This is a genomic window from Xylanibacter brevis P6B11 (genome assembly GCF_000621825.1).
GTDB lineage: Bacteria > Bacteroidota > Bacteroidia > Bacteroidales > Bacteroidaceae > Prevotella > Prevotella brevis.
The window spans coordinates 120,097-137,933 of the sequence record NZ_JHXG01000003.1 but is presented as its reverse complement, the minus strand read 5'-3'; the positions used below and the strand labels follow the sequence as shown (position 1 = coordinate 137,933).

9 protein-coding genes are annotated in these 17,837 nt (G+C 53.9%); all 9 read right to left on the bottom strand.

From position 1 onward, the window contains the following. Positions 1 to 4: 4 nt before the first annotated feature. Positions 5 to 2,266, bottom strand: coding sequence for a beta-glucosidase BglX (gene bglX / locus T496_RS0100625; RefSeq protein WP_027449021.1), 2,262 nt, complete (start codon positions 2,264 to 2,266; stop codon positions 5 to 7). 8 nt (positions 2,267 to 2,274) lie between these two features. Then, positions 2,275 to 4,479, bottom strand: coding sequence for a beta-glucosidase (locus tag T496_RS0100620; protein ID WP_027449020.1), 2,205 nt, complete (start codon positions 4,477 to 4,479; stop codon positions 2,275 to 2,277). A 58-nt stretch (positions 4,480 to 4,537) separates the two neighbouring features. Beyond that, positions 4,538 to 5,380, bottom strand: a complete 843-nt coding sequence (locus tag T496_RS13075) for a glycoside hydrolase family 16 protein (protein ID WP_081778410.1) — start codon at positions 5,378 to 5,380, stop codon at positions 4,538 to 4,540. A gap of 84 nt (positions 5,381 to 5,464) precedes the next feature. Then, complete coding sequence (locus T496_RS0100610; RefSeq protein ID WP_081783483.1) at positions 5,465 to 9,448, bottom strand: glycosyl hydrolase; 3,984 nt, start codon at positions 9,446 to 9,448, stop codon at positions 5,465 to 5,467. 105 nt (positions 9,449 to 9,553) lie between these two features. Next, on the bottom strand, positions 9,554 to 9,730 hold the full coding sequence (locus T496_RS14805; protein ID WP_155808418.1) for a hypothetical protein: 177 nt from the start codon (positions 9,728 to 9,730) through the stop codon (positions 9,554 to 9,556). 17 nt (positions 9,731 to 9,747) lie between these two features. Further along, positions 9,748 to 11,916 carry an Ig-like domain-containing protein gene (locus T496_RS14285; RefSeq protein WP_081783482.1) on the bottom strand — a complete coding sequence of 723 codons (2,169 nt, stop codon included), beginning with the start codon at positions 11,914 to 11,916 and terminating at the stop codon, positions 9,748 to 9,750. Between the two features lie 461 nt (positions 11,917 to 12,377). Further along, positions 12,378 to 15,200 carry a galactose-binding domain-containing protein gene (locus T496_RS13065; protein ID WP_081783481.1) on the bottom strand — a complete coding sequence of 941 codons (2,823 nt, stop codon included), beginning with the start codon at positions 15,198 to 15,200 and terminating at the stop codon, positions 12,378 to 12,380. A gap of 69 nt (positions 15,201 to 15,269) precedes the next feature. Beyond that, positions 15,270 to 16,337: a glycoside hydrolase family 16 protein gene (locus tag T496_RS13060; protein ID WP_052341989.1), complete on the bottom strand. Its 1,068-nt coding sequence runs from the start codon at positions 16,335 to 16,337 to the stop codon at positions 15,270 to 15,272. Next, positions 16,338 to 17,834 carry a glycosyl hydrolase gene (locus T496_RS14280; RefSeq protein ID WP_081783480.1) on the bottom strand — a complete coding sequence of 499 codons (1,497 nt, stop codon included), beginning with the start codon at positions 17,832 to 17,834 and terminating at the stop codon, positions 16,338 to 16,340. Positions 17,835 to 17,837 lie beyond the last annotated feature (3 nt).

The window sequence follows — 17,837 nt, the reverse complement described above, 5'->3', positions numbered from 1 at the left end:
ACTGTTATTCTACACGAAGTGTCGCTGTTGACACACGACGGCTGTCTGAACCTATCATCACATCGAAGACGCCTGGTTCCAGCACACTGTTGCCTTCAGCATCGTAATACTGCAGTTGTTCACGACCGATGCGGAAAGTAACTTTCTTTTTCTCGCCAGCCTTCAGTTGTATTCTCTGAAAACCTTTCAGTTCCTTCACGGGGCGTGCCACCGAGGCTGCCTGCTGATGGATATACAACTGCACGATCTCATCGCCATCGCGCTTTCCCGTATTTGTTACGGTCACACTGGCCTCTATGCTGCCGTCTGCTGCCATCACGGCACTGCTGAGCGACAGGTCTGAGTAGTTGAAAGTGGTATAGGTCAGTCCGTAGCCGAATGGATAGAGCGGATCATTGCGCAGTTCCAAGTAGTTACTCTGATACTTACGATAGTTCTTAGCACCCTCTGGCACGGGGCGACCTGTGTTCAGGTGGTTATAGTACATGGGCACCTGACCGATGGCCTGTGGCATGGTCACTGTCAGTTTGCCACTGGGCGCAGCCTCACCAAACAGTACATCGGCAATGGCATCGCCAGCCTCCGAACCTGCAAACCACACGTTCATGATTGCATCCACATGCTGCTGTTCCCAAGTGAGCACCGTGGGGCGACCCGAGAAGTGGAGCAGCACGACGGGCTTGCCCAACTTCACCAGTTCGGCCAGCAGCTCGCGCTGTTCGTCGGGCATCTCCAGCGTAGCACGACTCGACGACTCGCCCGAGAAGTCGGCACACTCACCCATGGCGCATACGATGATGTCGGCCTTCTGGGCAATGGCCAGCGCCTCTGCCTTCGCCTGCACAGCATCCACACGAGGAATGGTCTTTCCAAACTCAGCCGCCTTTTGCAAAGCCTCATCGCGCGTCAGGTTGCAACCCTGTGCATAGAGCAGCTTGCCTTTGGGCAGGCGGCGCTCCAAAGCCTCTTTAATGGTGGCATAGCGCTCTGGCGTATAGGCCACACACCACGTACCAGCAATGTTGGCACGGTCGTTAGCCATCGGACCTATCAGGGCAATGGTCTTATCCATAGTCAGAGGCAGCAGCTCATCCTGGTTCTTCAACAGCACGAAAGTCTCTGTTGCGATGCGTCTGGCAGCAGCACGATGTTCGTCGGTAAAGATATCCTTGGCTCTGCGCTTGGCATCCAGATGACGGTAAGGATTGTCAAACAGTCCCAGTTTCCATTTAGCTTCCAACACACGACGACAAGCCTGGTCTATGTCGGCCATCGTCACCGAACCGTCTTTCAGCGATGCTGCTAGCGTGTTGATAAATCCATTCGAGCACATGTCCATATCTGTTCCGGCCTTCAGTGCCTTGGCCGAGTTGCTCTTCAGGTTGCCAAAGCCCCAGGTGGTCATCTCGCCAATAGAGCCATAGTCTGTCACCACAAAGCCATTAAACTTCCACTGATTGCGCAGCACATCGGTCAGCAGCCAGCGGTTGGCCGTGGCATGCTGTCCGTCAACGATGTTAAAGCTCGACATATACGAGCCTGCACCGGCCTCGGCAGCTGCCTTATAAGGAGGGAAATACTGGTTATACATACGCAGTCGGCTCATATCCACCGTGTTATAGTCGCGTCCGGCCTCCACTGCTCCATAGAGGGCATAGTGCTTCACGCAGGCCATCACATGGTCTGGCGTATAACTGTCGCCCTGATAGCCGCGTACATAGGCCTTCGCTACCTCGCCGCCCAGGAAGGGATCCTCGCCGGCACCCTCTGCAATACGTCCCCAACGGGCATCCACACAGATATCCACCATGGGCGAATAGACCCAGTTGATGCCGTCGGCCGAAGCTTCGCGCGCAGAGATACGCGCCATCTCTTCAATCGCTTTCAGGTCCCACGAGCATGCCAGTGCCAGTGGTATCGGAAAGATGGTCTCGTAGCCATGAATCACGTCCATACCCACGATGAGCGGGATGCCCAGTCGCGACCGTTTCACGGCGATGTCCTGCAGGGCGCGTATCTTATCCACACCTTTCAGGTTGAACACGCCGCCCAGCAGACCATCGGCGATGCGCTGTCCTACCTCTGTATTCACAGCACCTCCCGTCACGATCTCGTCACTGGCAGGCGCCAGGTTCAACTGTCCCAACTTCTCCTCCAGCGTCATCTTGCTCATCAGCCTACTGACAAAAGCATTCATGTCGCCGGTCTGTGCCTGCATGTTCAGACACAGCATACTCATCATTACCGATAAAAGTGTTATTCTCATATTGACGTTCAATCTTTCAGTTTAAACGTGATTTTATCCGATATATTGTCTGAGGCATTACCAATCAGTGCCTCGAAGGTGCCTGCCTCTGCACGCCAGTCGTGAACGGATTCGTCGTAGAAGCTCAACGCCTCGCGACCGATGGTCAGCGTCACCACCTTGCTCTCGCCGGGCTGCAGGAACACCTTTGCAAAGGCTTTCAGTTCTTTTTTAGGGCGCTCTACCGAGCATTCTTTGTCAGCGATATAGAGTTGAACGACCTCTGCGCCGGCACACTTACCGGTGTTCTTCACCTTGACATCAAACTGATACTGTCCGTTGCCCTTGTCTGTCCACGACTGACAGTTCATGGCAAACGACGTATAGCTCAGTCCATGACCAAAGGCAAACAGCGGTTTGATGTTCTGCTTCTCCAACCAGCGATAGCCCACAAACACACCTTCTTTATATTCCTCGTCAATGATACGCACACCACTGCGCCATGTGCCGGGATAGGTGCCCAGAGCATGCGCCCCACAGTCGGCCAGTTGTTTATACCATGAGAAGGGCAACTTACCACTGGGGTTTACCTTTCCCAACAGCACGTTGACCAGGGCCTCGCCACTCTCAGAACCAATAAACCATCCCTGAACGATGGCAGGCACCTTGCTGGCCCATGGCATCTCGACGGCATTGCCCGAGATATTGACAAACACCAGGCGGGGATTTACCTTCAGGATGGCCTCGATGACGGCGTTCTGTCCATAAGGCAAGGCATAGTCCTTGCGGTCATGTCCCTCGCTGTCCTGATAATCGCTCTTGTTCAGTCCGCCGAAGAACACCACGTAGTCGGCCTGCTTTGCCTTCTCCACAGCCTCAGCAATCAGCTCTGACGGTGTACGCATGTCGTAAAGACTGCGGCCCACCTTCACACCATTGTAGCTCTGCACCGTATCGCCCACATAGCCACGGGCATAATCGGTAGAACACTGTGCAGCAAAAGCATCTAATGGCAGAATCTCTTTTTGCACCTTCAACGATGAAGAACCACCGCCAACAGTCATCATCTTGATGGCGTTCTCGCCCACCACCAAGATACGCTTGCCCTGTTTCAGGGGCAAAAGCCCACGCTCATTCTTCAGCAGTACGATGCCCTCTTCTGCTATTCTGAGTGCAGCATCGTAGTGACTCTCCGAGCACAGGAAGCCCACGGGCTTGTTCTTTTTCATCGTGGTACGATAATACAGGCGCAGCACGCGACGCACCTTCTCGTCGAGCTCCTTCACTGAGTACTTGCCCTGTTGAATCAGCTTCTTATATGGCAATGCCAGATAATAGCTGTCGTAAGCATTTGAAGCGCCCTCGGTCAGTCCGTTGGTCCACGAGCCGAACTCCATGTCAAGTCCATTCTCGATGGCCTGTTCAGTATCGTGGGTGCCACCCCAGTCAGACACAACAACCCCGTCAAAGCGCCAGTCGTGCTTCAGTATCTTGTTCAGCAACGTCGCATTATGACAACAGTGCTCATTCTTATAAAGGTTATAAGAACCCATGATGGCCCAGGCACCGCCTTGCTGGACAGCAGCCTTGAAGGCAGGCAGGTAGATCTCGTGCAGCGCACGGTCGCTCACCACCACATTCACGTTGAAACGATGCTCTTCGTCGTTGTTCAGTGCATAGTGCTTCACACACGATGCCACACCATTCGACTGGACCCCCTGTACGTAGGGAGCCACCATCTGCGACGCCAGGAAGGGGTCCTCGCCCATATATTCGAAGTTACGACCGTTGAGAGGCGTACGGTTGATGTTGACGCCAGGTCCCAACAGCACATGTTTTCCGCGGTAAAGCGCCTCCTCACCCAGGCTCTCGCCATAGAGTCGGGCCATCGCAGGATTCCACGAAGCAGCCAGACAGGTCAGCGCCGGAAAAGCCACACACGAGTCGTTGGTTTGTCCGGCCTGCTCCCACTCGTCCCACAACACGTCTGGACGAATGCCGTGAGGACCATCAGTGGTCCACAGGTCAGGAAAGCCTAATCGTTTTACACCAGGAGCCGAGAACTTCGACTGCGCATGAATCACCGCAATCTTCTCGTCGAGTGTCATGCGGCTCAGTGCGTCTTCAATGCGTTGTTCCACTGGTTTGCTATCGTCCAGATACACGGGCAACTGTCGGGCTTGCGCCCCCGTCCAGGCACAGAGCAGCATTACAGATATGAAAAGTTGTTTCATGATAATATAAGTATTGTTTATGAGTCAAAGATATGCAAGGAGCTACAAAGGCCACTCCTCATTGCTTTTGGTACACACGAACATAGTCAACCTGCATCGTGGCTGGCAGTGCACCATCGTCAACGCCCTCAGCGCCACCCCAGTCTCCACCCCATGCGAGGTTGAGGATGATATAGAACGGAGCATCGTAGGGCCAGTCGTCGCGTCCCAGTTGTCTGTTGTCATAGCTCAGCTGCACCTCACCGTCCACATAGGTCGTGATGTTCGTTGCGGTCCAGAGGATACCATAGGTATGGAACTCCCCTTCGGCACCGTCGCACAACATCTCATGGGTCACCTGCGTGTTGTTGGAGTGAACATGCGAGTTGGCATGCAGGCTAGACGACACATAGTCGGGATGGTAGCCCACCTCTTCCATGATGTCTATCTCGCCATCGGCCGGCCACGACCTGAAGTTCACCGGCATCATCCAGAAGGCTGGCCATGTGCCTTTACCTTTCGGCAGTTTGATGCGGGCCTCCATATAGCCGTAGGTCCACCCTTGCTTAGACCTGGCATACACACGTCCTGAATAGACCTTACCATTCTCCTTCAGTGCCGTGATTCTGAGCGTACCATCTTTCACCTGGGTCACCAGCTGACCTTCGGGCGTCTGGTGGTTCACATAGTTCTGCAACTCATGGTTCACCCATCCCGCTGCCTTTACCTCGTGTGTCCAGTCACAGCTGTTCAGTTCTGTACCTGTATCAAACTCATCTTGCCACACCAGCCGATAACCATCCGGCACACCGATTGTATCTTCAGAAGTGGAACACACGGACGCGGAGGTCATCCGGTCGCTGTCAGCAGTGCCGAAGCCCATGAGGGCTACGGCGAGAGAGAGTAATAGAGTACTATACATGTAACGTTTTATTGATTGTGTTTATTATCTTTTGCTTTGACTTTGTTTCTGCAAAACACGAACATGGTCATGATTCGTGCCTTCTCATTTCCCGATTATTTTCTGTCCGTTCCTCACAAAGATGCCCTTCGCCGGCTTTACGACACGCCGTCCGGTCAGGTCGAACAAGTCGCCATGTTCAGTCTTCACCGCATCACGCTTATCGCTGATGACCGTTGCCTTCACATCGCCATAGACCCAGATGTGGCTGACCTTCTCGCCCCAGTCGGTGGCAGCACGAGAACTGTGGAACTTCAAGTAGCGCACGCCATTGGCTACCCCCGTCAGGTTGCAGACACACAACTGGCTGCTATTGTTTTCCACCGCACACACTTGCTGCCACTGCTCACCATCGGCAGATACCGAAATCGTATAGTCGGCAGGCAATGCCGGACTGAACGAAATATTCAGGAACTCCACATTACAAAGGTCTGTCAGATCTATCGTGAAGTAGGTGTCGTGCATGCGCTCCGGCGTGTCGTTGCGCAAGAAGAAGTTCTCGGCATAGTCGTCCGTGTTAGCCAGCACAGCAGGGCGTGGTGCCGAAGCCTCGGGATTCAGTCCGCCAATCTGGCTCAAGCTGAACAGCAGGTTCTGGCGCGAGGCATCGGCCACATAGATACGGTGTGTGTTGGTCACGCCATTGCACGTAGCTACAATGGCATACTGTCCCATCTTCGTAGCGCGGAACGTCAGGTGATGATTGTCCACCGCATTCAGGGTGGCATCAGTGGTTTCCTCTTCGTCCGTAGCCGTCAGCCTACGCAGAGCGAAGTCTATGAGCTGACTGGCAGGCTGACCAAACTGATTCAGAGCTTCCGCCACCACATCGACAGGTGCATCCTTCGTGGTCTTGTCGTCGGCAGTCACCGTGATAGAAGTCACTCGCAAGGCCTCCTCAACGACGAGTTGCTTAGAGGCAGTCAAGCCTCCCACCGTCGCCGTGACATTCACCTTGCCATAGACAGAAGGTGTAAACGTGCTACCGTCAAAGTTGCCGTCAGCACTACTCCACGTGGCCGCCACGGTCTGTTGATTCTTGGCATAGTCATAGCCCACAATATTGAGCGTAGTGGGAACACCCTGTTTCAGTACATCTACCGGACTGCTTATCATGACGCCCATCAATGTGGAGCTTGGTGCCGACGACGGTTTTCCATATACCTCCAGTTCATAGAGCGAGATACCGTATTGAGTGGCACGCGTCTTTCCCACCAACTTAACATAGCGTCCGCTCACATCGCCCAGCAGAATGTTGTCTTGTCCGCCACTGCTCAGGCAACTCTTGACCAGCGTCCAGTCGTTGGCATTCTCAGAAACATAGATATCATACGCCGAGGCATAGGCCGTTTCCCAACTGATACGCACCTTATATATCTGACAGTTCTCACCCAGATCCACGTAGAGCCATTCACCGTCCTGATGCGCACTTCCCCAGCGTGAGCCCTTGTCGCCATCGGTGGCATGAGCAGCCACGCAACCGGCATTCTCCCAACTGCTCACAGTGCAGGACTTGCCCAGTGCCAGATTCGGCATGATCAGTTCCTCGCGCAGGTCGGGTTCACTATGATCAACAGGATAAATCTTCGTGACACCCGTGTACACACTGTCCTTCACCTTCATCTGACGGGCAGGCACCACAAAGCTGGTGCCATCGCTATAAGTCACCGTGAGCGGAGCATCCGTGGGGTTATAGGCAATATACGCATTCGTATATTTACGAGCTGTAGGAATAGAAGCCGTCACCGTCCAGTCGATATCGCCATAGGTGCGATGAGCATGCGTCACGTAGTAGGTGATGCCACGCGTAGAACTGTTGTGCATGGTACCCCAGTTGTTGTCCCAGCCTTGGTCAAAGATGGCCGCCGCATCGTCAGGATCGCTGAACTGTCGGTACGTGAGCACCACATTGCCCCAGTCTGAGTCGCGCAGGTCAGCCGTACCGATACCGCCCTGTCCGTCCCATCCCTTATGTTCCTTCAGCTCCATCAGTCGCTGGTAGTCCCATGCTGCAAAAGCCTTGTCCTCGCCCAGATAGTCGAGTGCGGGCGACACGGGCATCCACTGTATGCCCTGCATAAACACCGGATCGCCACCGAACCAGGTCCACCATCCCACGCCGTGGCTCGTCAGGTTCGAGTTGTAGGGAATGATATAGTCGGGGTTCTGGTGTCTGAACTTGTCGTAGTCAATATTATAGTCGTCCGTCTTAGTGATATGGAAGTTGTCATCGACCGTCTCGCCATGACGGTCGAACCAATATTCGGCCGTGGCACGACTCTCGTTCACCCAACCAAAGATACCGGCATCGCGCATCTCGTCGTCGCCCAGTGCCACACCCAACAGAAAGAGTCCGCCCCAGCCCTGCATGGCCTCGGAGGTTGATTCCTGTCCGTTGCCGGCACCATCGCCCATGCCACCAGCATACGAGTGTCCCTCCCAGGGGTCGAACATACGCAGGAAGCAAGCCCATGAGTCGCGCTTATAGTTGGCATAGTCTCGAGCCACCAACTTCATCATATCGCCATAGTTCTCACGAAAGTCGTCATCGACCATGGCCAGCAGTGCTGCTGCCAGGGTGAAGTAGCCATAATGGAAGTGATGGTCGTTGTAAGTCTCGCTGTCGTAACTGGTGGCATAACCAATGAGTCCGCCCCAGCGGTTGTCGCGTGCAAAGAAGAAGTTCTCCTCGCCAGGCGTATAGGTGAGCCAGTTCACCAACGCCTCTTTCAGTCGGGCATGGCACTGGTCGAACAAGAGCTCGTCGCCCAGCTCGCGGGCAAACGTCATGTTCAGTGCCATCTGCGTCAGTCCTTTACCGCCCCAATAGGTGTCGGCACCGAAGGTACCCTCTGAGGCATATTCTCTAACCAACTGCAACATTCGGTCTTTGTTGAACGCATGCTCGCCGCCATCGGTAGGTACGGCATACCAAGGCAGCATACCTGCAAAACGGTAGCTGATGTGCTGGCAACTGCCAGCTGCCACCTTCAGCGTTCCGCGAGGGGTGGCATAACTATTGATGGGCGCCAACGAATGGGTGGCATAGCGCTCGCGGTAGTGGTGAGGAATGAATCCCTGCAACACCTGACTGGTGGCAGCACCCGTGCGGAGATTTTCTGCCGAGACATCATAGGTCGTGGTCAGCAAGCCATTGGCATAGTTCCAGCTCACCTGCGTGTTCACCGGTTTGCTGTAGGCATAGGTGCTATAGACATCCAGGTCGGACTCTTGTTTCAGCAGTGCCACCACCACGTAGGGTGCCGTCAGCGTAGCCCGTCCGCTGGCAATGGTCACAGTGGTATTCTCTGGGAGGTAGATGCCATAGAGATCAGCGGTCTCGCCATTGGCTATCTTGACAATCAAGCGTGTATAGTTGCCGCTGCCTATCGGTGTGCCATCGGCGGTCAGGAAACTGACGTTGGCATTGCCCGTCAGTCTGTTGTCAGCCCCATCATTGTTGGTCTTGACGGCGGTCAGCGTCAGCGTGGTATTTTCAGCCTCTATCCAAGTAAAGGGAGAGCCATGCATCAATGTGGCTGTCAGTTTCCGGTTGGCATCCGATTCCGAGAAGGTCACGGTCCAGTCGCTCCAAGCCTCGGCCAGCGGTGTCTGGGCATGGAAGTCAGCGCCCGTCACCACCAGTTTCGACTGCGCCTTCATCTCGGTGCCGTTGTCCACCCAGTATTTGGGATAATGAATATCCATGCCGTACCTCATGCCCTGCACATAGCCAGGATAGGCCCACAGGCGACCCGTCACCTCGTCGCCCGTGCGGTAGCGGTCGGCATTGATCAGGTCTGTCCACCACTTATTGGTGGGGATGGGTGTATTAGCACGCTCGTTGATATAGAGTTTGCGGTACTGCATATACTGACTCTGGTCGCCACCGTGTTCGTTGGTGCGACTCATCGACAAGGGGGTGTATGCTGCATAGCTGCCCCTACCCACTCTGATGATTTGTTGTGCCACGGCATCCATCGTGCCCAGCAGGCAAAGCATGGTTGCGGCCAATATATGGATTCTCATTTCTACTTATTCACTTTGTTTTTTTTAAAAAAGGAGTCAGTGTCCGTCACGGAGTCTGACTCCTGTCAATACAAAAAACTAATAACTACTATTATTAACTAGATATCAATATTCGTCTTCTTCGTCTGTCCAAATATCGTAAGAACGACTATCTACATAGCCCGTCGTGACTTCTTCCTCGCTCACAACGGCCTTCCTCTCGTTCGGGTTACTGACAGCCATCATTTGGGTTGTGGCGATGGTCACAATCTCTGTCCATGGTTTGATATAATTCTGTTTCATATCACTATTCTTCCTTCTTATTTCATCATTACTTTCTTACCATTCACGATATAGAGTCCCTTGACAGGTCGCTGTATGCGCTGACCCTGGAGGTTGTACACGGGAACCAGCTCCACATGGTCGGCTGTGACGGTTGCGACGCGGGTGGTCGAGCCGTCAACGAGAATAATCTCGCGAGAAGCGTACGAACCAGACAGACCTGTGAAATAGCTGCGGAAGCATCCAACCGTGGCACCGTTGAGTTTGTTCAACTGAAGGGCTGCGCCCACGTCGCCATAGACGCCATACTGCGTTCCATCAGTCACGAAGGGGGCATAGTTGCCCTTGAAAACTACGGCAGCCTGTTCCACGCTTGAGGGTGTAGCGCCCAGATAGAAGTCAACCTTACCCGTTGCCACGATATCTACCGGTGCGTCGGTGGTGTTGTGAATCACGACCGGTGTGGCTGCCGGGATGATGTGTGCATTGGCACCATCACGCCTTGTCAGCACCGGCGCATCTCCTTCCATGGCCGTAAACGTGTAAACATCGATGGCATCGTTCTGTGTCGATGCGAAAGGCAGATAGGATGTGGCCCATTTGTTGGCTGCAAGCGTACGACTGATGGTGACGCCCTCGGCCTGAGCATCGATGGTCATGGTTCTGGCAATGGCATCGGTATTGCTGTCGACGAAGGTCAGCGCCTTGCCCGTGGCCGAACGATAGTACAAGCCATCAAAGACCACCAGATTGTCGGCATCGACCGACTGACTGGGCACACGCCCCGTTCCTTCTACCAACACGATGGCATTCGGATTGGCAGGCGACAGCGTGACAGCTTCCACGATATTGGCGCCTCGCATATCGACAACAGGCGCTGTAGAAGCGTTGATGATGGTTTCGTCGGCGGTGGTCACGTCGCCCGATACCACACCATTGACTACCGAACAGGGATTCACGACAGAACCTTTCGCATAATAGATATTAGAGAATATCAGCAGACCGTCCTTGACCGAGTCGTGATAGCGGAAGGTCAGATAGTTCACATTCTCGGGGGCAGCAATCTCTGAGGTGGCCACCTGCAGCTCGTTCCAACCGGCGTTCAGGTTGAAGAGTCGCGATGTGCCCTCGCCCTCGAAATAGAGGGTCAAGGTATGGGCTTCTGCCGACCACACGTCAACCACCAGTTTGTCGCGCTCGCTATAGTCCTTCAGCGGATTAGGTATCTGCATGCCGCCCAGCTTGCTGCCCTTACGACAGGTCTTGCCGTCGATCGACACATTTTCCTGCTGACTGCCCCAGCCCCAGCCTTGGTCAGACCATGCACCTATAGTGCCGTCGTAAACAATGGTCACGTCATCGCCTGTGGGAGCGGCAGGTGCCGTTGTCGGCATGTCATAGACCTTCACCTGGACCGTTGCCGAACGCCCTTCAACACCCGAACCAACCGTGATTGTAGCCACACCGGTGGATACGCCCGTGACAAGACCCGAGCCAGAGACCGTGGCCACAGCCTCATCACTACTTTCATAGGTAGGCGTGATGACATAAGGTGTGCCAACCTGGTCAAGTGCGGTATAGGACACCTGCGAACTATTACCTGAAAAGATGGCCAGATTGCTGATGCTGGCCGTCAGCGTTGTCAGCACAGGCGTATAGGTGTCGTAGGCCACAAATGTTCTGATCTTCACACCCCAGCCGTAGTTTGTTGCCGTGGTGGGAACAAACACGATGTAGCGTCCGCTGTTGGCAACGGTCACCGTGGCATTCTTGACCGTCTCCTGAGCATTCGAGAACGAAGCAATCTCTGTTTCGTCGCTCAGCGTACCATCGTCGGCCGGTTGGGTGTTGGTCACATAGACCTTACCACCTGCGGCAGCCCCCTCCCATGTGGTGTTGATATTGCCAATGGTCTTCGCCTCACCTAAGTCAATATAGAAACCTTGTATGCCCAAGGCCTTATTGTCGTCGGTGTTGTAGCTGCCGCCTTCTTCCGGAAAGAGATAGACGTTCGACGTATTTCCGTTGACTGTGATTTTCTGTAATTGCGAATTGTCAATCGTGTAAGTAGTAGTACCATCATTTTTGGTAAAGGTCTTCAAGCCACCCAGAGGGACCACAGTCCTTCCGGAAGTCACATTCGTCTGAGCCGATGTGCTCAGTGCAGTTGTCATGAAAACTGCAAATAGTAATAATAAATGTTTCATCGTTTTTGCTGTTAGTATCTATCTAAAATGGTTCATTAATTATAGTTTGGGTTTCTGTTGCAAAAGTAGAGGAATTACGTAAACCAACCATAAAAACGACCACACAAAAAACTCACTTTTGCACTTTAATTAGCCCATTCTATCGGTATTATGGCGCCATTCCAACTCATTTTCTTCGCAATACGAGCCGGATCATCTCGCAAGAGTGGCCGAATGAACTCGCAATAGTGGCCGAATGAACTCGCAATAGCGTTAGTTTTGGGTTTGATCTAGCCCCTGGCCGACTGCATTCCAGGGGCTGGATGGAGTCTGGCCAGGGGCTAGAAAAGAGTCATCCAGGGGCTAGAAACCGATCGTCTAGCCCCTGGATTGACAACAACATCTTAACTCTTTCAGTTTGAGACCTTTACTTTTGCAGTGCAGCACTGCCGCTCTTGCGGTCTCAAACCGCCGCTTTTATATCACTTAACCACTACTTTCTTGCCGTTGACTACATAGATGCCGGCCTTTGGCTGCGCCACGCGAACACCCTGAAGTGTGTAGTACGCAGGCGCTTTCTTGACAGCCACCTCGCGGATCTGGTCGGCCACCTTCTTCTTGTAGAAGTAGATATTGTCCACATACAACGTGGTGCTCTTGTCGCCACCATCAAACTTCAGTTGGAAGGTGTTCACCAGATTGATCGGCGACTCCCAGTCGGTTGCGGCAATATCAAGACTGGTCCACTGGCCTTCGGTGATCTCGAAGGTCTTGCTCTTCTCGCCAGCCAGCGTGATGGGCGTGAGACCCACGGTGCTCATCTCGGTAGAAAGCACATCTGCATGAAGGGCAAAACCGCTGAGGTCGGGATTGGCCTCGAACTGATAGCCCACATAGTTGAAGTTCTCGATCTTGGTCACCTGGTCGGCCTCGCTGAGCTGCACGCCAACAGGACTGCCGCCACCCCAGTCGGCAAAGAAACCTGCAGGGGCACTTGAGGTGTAGGCATCTGAATAGATGGCATAGATGTCGTACGCCTCGGTGCTATGCTGAGGAGCAGGTGCTGCAGTCAGGACAAAGTCTTTCTGTGTGGTGAACGACACAATCATGGGGGCAGACACATTATCTTTGTCGTCTTGGGCTGTCACAGAGAGGTTGTATTCAGTCTCGCCAGTCAGTCCGGTGAGCTGGATGGTCATTTCTTCGCCAGCCTTACCACTGCGGGTGGCCAGCTCTACCTCACCATTCTTCACGCTGTAGAGCAGCGTGCCTTCGATATTATCGGTGGCACAAACAGTCAGGACAGCCTTATGGTCTCTGACCTTAGAAGCATCAACCTTGGTCATCACGGGGGCCTCGGTATCCTCTACCGTAGAGGGTGCCTTCCAGAAGTAGATGTTATCCACATAGACCACGCCATTGCCATTGTCTATCTTCAGCTGATGGCTCAGGTTCGAGAAGTCCATATTGTAACCAGACAGAGGGATGTCGAAGCTGTTCCATTCTTTCACTTTGAGCGTGCCCACCAACTGTGAGTTCTCGGTGGGAGTGCCTGCCACGAGGATAGGCGTCATACCAAAATTCATTTCCTGCATGGGCAGGATATCGATGTGCAGATACTGCATGGCACTGAGATCCAGTTGTGTCTGGTATTCAAAGCCCAGATAGTTGAAGTTTGTCAACTTCAGCATCTCGTCTTCATCGACGGTGACAGGCTCTACAACGGTGCTCTGTCCCCAACCGCCATAAGTATAAGTGGTGGCAGGCTGATAGGCATTGCTATAGACAGACACCACATCATTGGCACGACGCTCGGCAGGTGTGGGAGCAGCTGTCAGCACAAAGACATTACCTGCAGTAGTGGCAGACAGTTCCTTGATGGCAGAGCGACCGCCATTGGCATTGATGGCAAAGATGGCAAAGTTGTAAGTGCTACCACTGGTCAGACCATTCACAACGATGGTGGAAGCCTTGCCACTATCGCCCTTGAAGTAGCGAGCTGCAACACCATTAGCAGCGACCTCGTACATCACAAAGGCAGAATTAGCATTGGTGGCAGTCAGACTGAAAGTCACACTCTCCTCGCCTGTTTCGCTGACAGCGCCGGCAGTAATTTCAGGATTCGAGAACTGTACGTCGGCAGTCTTCACGCCAACAACAGAGAAGTCGTAGATTTTCACTCCCCACTCGCTGGAAGCCTTTGTGCTCAGGAACTTCACATAGCGTGCGCCAGTCACGTTCTCACCCGAGAACTTCTCGGTGTGGTTACTGATACCGGTGGCGCCACCATTATAGACGGCATCGCCAAAAACGCCGTCATTGCCGGCAAACGACAGGGTGAAGGCTTCAGAACAAGCACCTTCGAAGTGGATAGAGATGGTGTTGACATCGTAGATGGCACCCAGGTCTGCTATGAAACCCGTCTCATAACTACGGGCAGCCTCATCGGCAGAGGTTGTCTTATGCAACTCCCAAAGACTGCCGTCATTGTCATCGAAGGCGCCTACAAGCGAGGCTGTCTCCGTGGCACTGCCCAAGGGATAGATGCGATACTGCCAGTTGTTCATCAGGTCTATTTTCTCGCCAGCTGCAACGGTGATCTCTACCTGGTTAGAGGTGATCTGTCCGGAAGTAGCCGTGATGGTGGTGGTACCGGCTGCAAGAGCGGTGAACACACCATTTTCGACAGTTCCCACCGTAGGATTCGTGCTCTGCCAGCTCAGGGTGCCCGTTTCGATGGCGCCACCCATCTGGTCTTTTCCTACTGCCGAAATGGCAATGGTGCTACCTACCGTGGTCTGATTGCTGGCCGCAGCGATGTTCAGGCTTGACAGCGTAAGACTCTTATCGAGGTTATACACGCTGAACTCCCAGAAGCTATAGCCATAGTTGGTACCGCGGGCAGTTCCTCTGAACAAGATATAACGAGCTGTTGTTTCCGCAAAAGAGAAGTTCTGCATGTAGGGAAAGCCGCTCAACGACTGGTCTGCGACGCTGACCAGGGCAGTACCTCCGGTCAGGTAGCCATCATCGCCCAGCGTGTTTCCTGCCTCAATCGTGAATGACTTTGCATAGGCTCCTTCCCACAGGATAGAGATGGTGTTGAACGCCGTAGTTTCGCCCAGGTCAACCTGCCACAGCTGCGGGTCTTCCTGTGCGGATTCCCAGCGTGTGTTGGTATTGCCATCGGCTGCCAGAGCAGCATTTCCAGAAGTGGCCAATGTTGCTTTTCCCGACGCCAGATTGTCGGCGAAGCTGGTCAAGGTTGCCATTGCGGCAAACAAGAGTAAAAATACCTTTTTCATACTTCTTACTGTTAGTGATTAATAAATATAGAATGGTTTTATGGTATTGCTTTTTTTATCTGCCCCCTACTACTTGGTCATCACCTTGACAAAGCCCTTGTCGGTGCGCACCAGACAGATGCGATGCTTGGGCAGGCGACTGAGCTGGCGGCCCATCAGGTCAAAAACGGCAGACACCTCGGAAGTGCTGCTTGGGGCTACTTCCGAGATGCGTGTGCTATATCCCTCCGGTACAGTGATAAACGACGAGTTGTCGTTCTTCTGATAGACCCGCACATAGTCTATATACATCTTTGCTTCATCGCCGCTATTCGGCAAGGCCGTGATCTTATTGGGCTCGAGTATGCCTGTATAGAGGCCACCCACCGCCAGGTCGAAGACTATGAAGAAGTCCTTGTTGAAGTAATGCCCCGTGCCCCAGTCGTCCTCGAAGCTTTCCACGCCTATCTCATAATAAGGTGAGGCATCCGGGTTGCGGTCCAGATCGAGATACATGCGGATCTTATGTTCGTCCCAGACGGCGGTGAACAAATGGAACTCGCCATCTTGCAGACTGTAGGGGGCATTCGAACTGCGGGCATAATTGGGATACTGCCCCTGACCGTTGTAGTAGCCCCAATGGCAGGCACCGTTGAAGCGGTATTCCTGTTTCTGCTGACTGATGCCGGTGCCATCGCCCATCTCCAGGATATCCACCTCGCCGCAGCGTGGCCATCCCACCTGCTGGAAGTCGTTGCCCAACATCCAGAATGCGGGCCACAGACCGTTGGCTGTCTTCGGCAGCATGATGCGTGCCTCCACACGGCCGTAGGTGAAGAACAGTTTGTTTTGAGTGTTCAGGCGCCCCGACACAAACGATTTGCCGCGGTAGTTCTTGCGAGCAGCCGTCAGCGTCAGACAACTGGCACCGCTGGTGGGCTCGGTCTCGATGGTGACGTTATCACGCGTGTAGTACTGCAGTTCCTGGTTTCCGCCACCATTGCCGTTCACCTCGACGTTCCATGCGCGTTCGTCGAGGCTGGTGCCGTTGAACTCATCGCTCCACACCAACTGGTAATCGTCTGTCATCTCCTGGCCGGCCTGTGCACTTGCGGTGACAGCAGCTGCCAGCGTCATCATCATAATAAGTTGTTTCATCTATTTAGTGAAAATTTTCTTGGTTCCTGTTTCTGTGCGGACCACATACAGTCCGCTTTTCCTGGGTGCACGCACCTGCTGACCCTTCAAATCGTAATAGCGGATGCCGGCGGACGCCTGAGGACGGGTGCCCTGAATGGCCGACACCTGGCTACCTCTGGGCAGGCCCGTGGCCTGCTTCAGGTCGGGGTCGTCAGCGCTGAAGGCCTTCTCCAGTCGGATGAGCGACAGGTTGCAAGCGCGGGCATTGTCTTTCTGCAGGGTGATGGTCTGCCGACCGGCTTTCAGTTGGAGGTCGAAGACATAGGGAACATAGGTCAGAGCGGTCTCGCCCGGTTCCATCACATACTTGCTGACCAGCACCTGGCCGTCGCCATCGAGGATGTTGAGACGTGGTGTCAAGGTGGCACTACCTTCGGCACGAGCGGCACGAAGGAGCAACTGATACTGTCCGTCCTCGGGCACGTCAATCTGGTAGGTCAACGACACGCTGGCTCCCATGCCAATCTCCACGCTATCGCGCGTCTGGGGGTCAAGGCCCCACTGGATGTCCTTCAGGTTGGATGCATCAACAAAGGCGTTGACCGGGATGGTGTCGCCAGGCTTGTAGAACTTCAGCGTGTCGCATGCAGACATATGAACATAGGCAAAACCCAGTTTGGTGAGCGTGCCTGCAGGAATCTGCTTAGAAACATTGGGATATTCCACCAAGTTATAGTAAGGATAGCTGTTGCCATTGCGTGCTTTAAACCAAGCATAGCGTTCCACCCACTGGCTGCGCTCCAGCAACACCAGCTTCTGGACCATGGTCTGCTGCTGGGTCTCAGCCGTCAGACTCTTGTTTTCCCATGCGCAGAACTCAGTGAGCCACACTTTCTTACCATAGGTCTTGGCAAAATCCTCCACAAAACCGATCATCGCCTGCGGATTGTCCATGTAGCAGTGAAGCGCCATGAAGTCGATGCGAGGCTCACGACCGTCGTTTTGCTCCTTGTAAGCCTTGATGAAGCCATCCATCCATGCTTTGGGTTGATAGGTCACGCCATCGTTGATGGCACCGTCGGGATAGTTCAGGGCAGGTGCCACCAGCTTCAGGTCGAGCTCCTCGGCCAACTGCTCCAGGGCGACCCACTTCTCGGCGGCCTGCGCCGGTGTCATGTTGGCCTGCGCCCGGAAGTTGGGCTCGTTGAAGCCCAGCAGGAACTTGTCTTGCGGATGACTCTGATAGTACGCACGCAAGTTGTCAACATTGTAGTTGCCGTTCCATGCCATCGGGGTGAACTCCATCTGCCCGCCCGCAGCAAGGTAGTTCTCGTGGGTATTGTTGGAGGCACCGCCCCAGTTATACCACCACGTGCAACCTTGTGCCAGGGCGCTCAGATCCTGAATATAGCCCAGATTATTCTCGCCAAAGCCTCGCTTGTAGCTGCGCTGAGCCTGCAGGCCCAGCACAGCACCAAGCATCCAAACAGTAATAATGACGAATGTCTTCCTCATGTG

Excerpts from the sequence above, each read along its gene's own strand:
- T496_RS14285 (WP_081783482.1), bottom strand. The coding sequence starts at position 11,916 with ATGAAACATTTATTATTACTATTTGCAGTTTTCATGACAACTGCACTG.
- T496_RS13065 (WP_081783481.1), bottom strand. The coding sequence starts at position 15,200 with ATGAAAAAGGTATTTTTACTCTTGTTTGCCGCAATGGCAACCTTGACC.
- T496_RS0100610 (WP_081783483.1), bottom strand. The coding sequence starts at position 9,448 with ATGAGAATCCATATATTGGCCGCAACCATGCTTTGCCTGCTGGGCACG.
- T496_RS14280 (WP_081783480.1), bottom strand. The coding sequence starts at position 17,834 with ATGAGGAAGACATTCGTCATTATTACTGTTTGGATGCTTGGTGCTGTG.
- bglX (WP_027449021.1), bottom strand. The coding sequence starts at position 2,266 with ATGAGAATAACACTTTTATCGGTAATGATGAGTATGCTGTGTCTGAAC.
- T496_RS14805 (WP_155808418.1), bottom strand. The coding sequence starts at position 9,730 with ATGAAACAGAATTATATCAAACCATGGACAGAGATTGTGACCATCGCC.
- T496_RS13075 (WP_081778410.1), bottom strand. The coding sequence starts at position 5,380 with ATGTATAGTACTCTATTACTCTCTCTCGCCGTAGCCCTCATGGGCTTC.
- T496_RS0100620 (WP_027449020.1), bottom strand. The coding sequence starts at position 4,479 with ATGAAACAACTTTTCATATCTGTAATGCTGCTCTGTGCCTGGACGGGG.
- T496_RS13060 (WP_052341989.1), bottom strand. The coding sequence starts at position 16,337 with ATGAAACAACTTATTATGATGATGACGCTGGCAGCTGCTGTCACCGCA.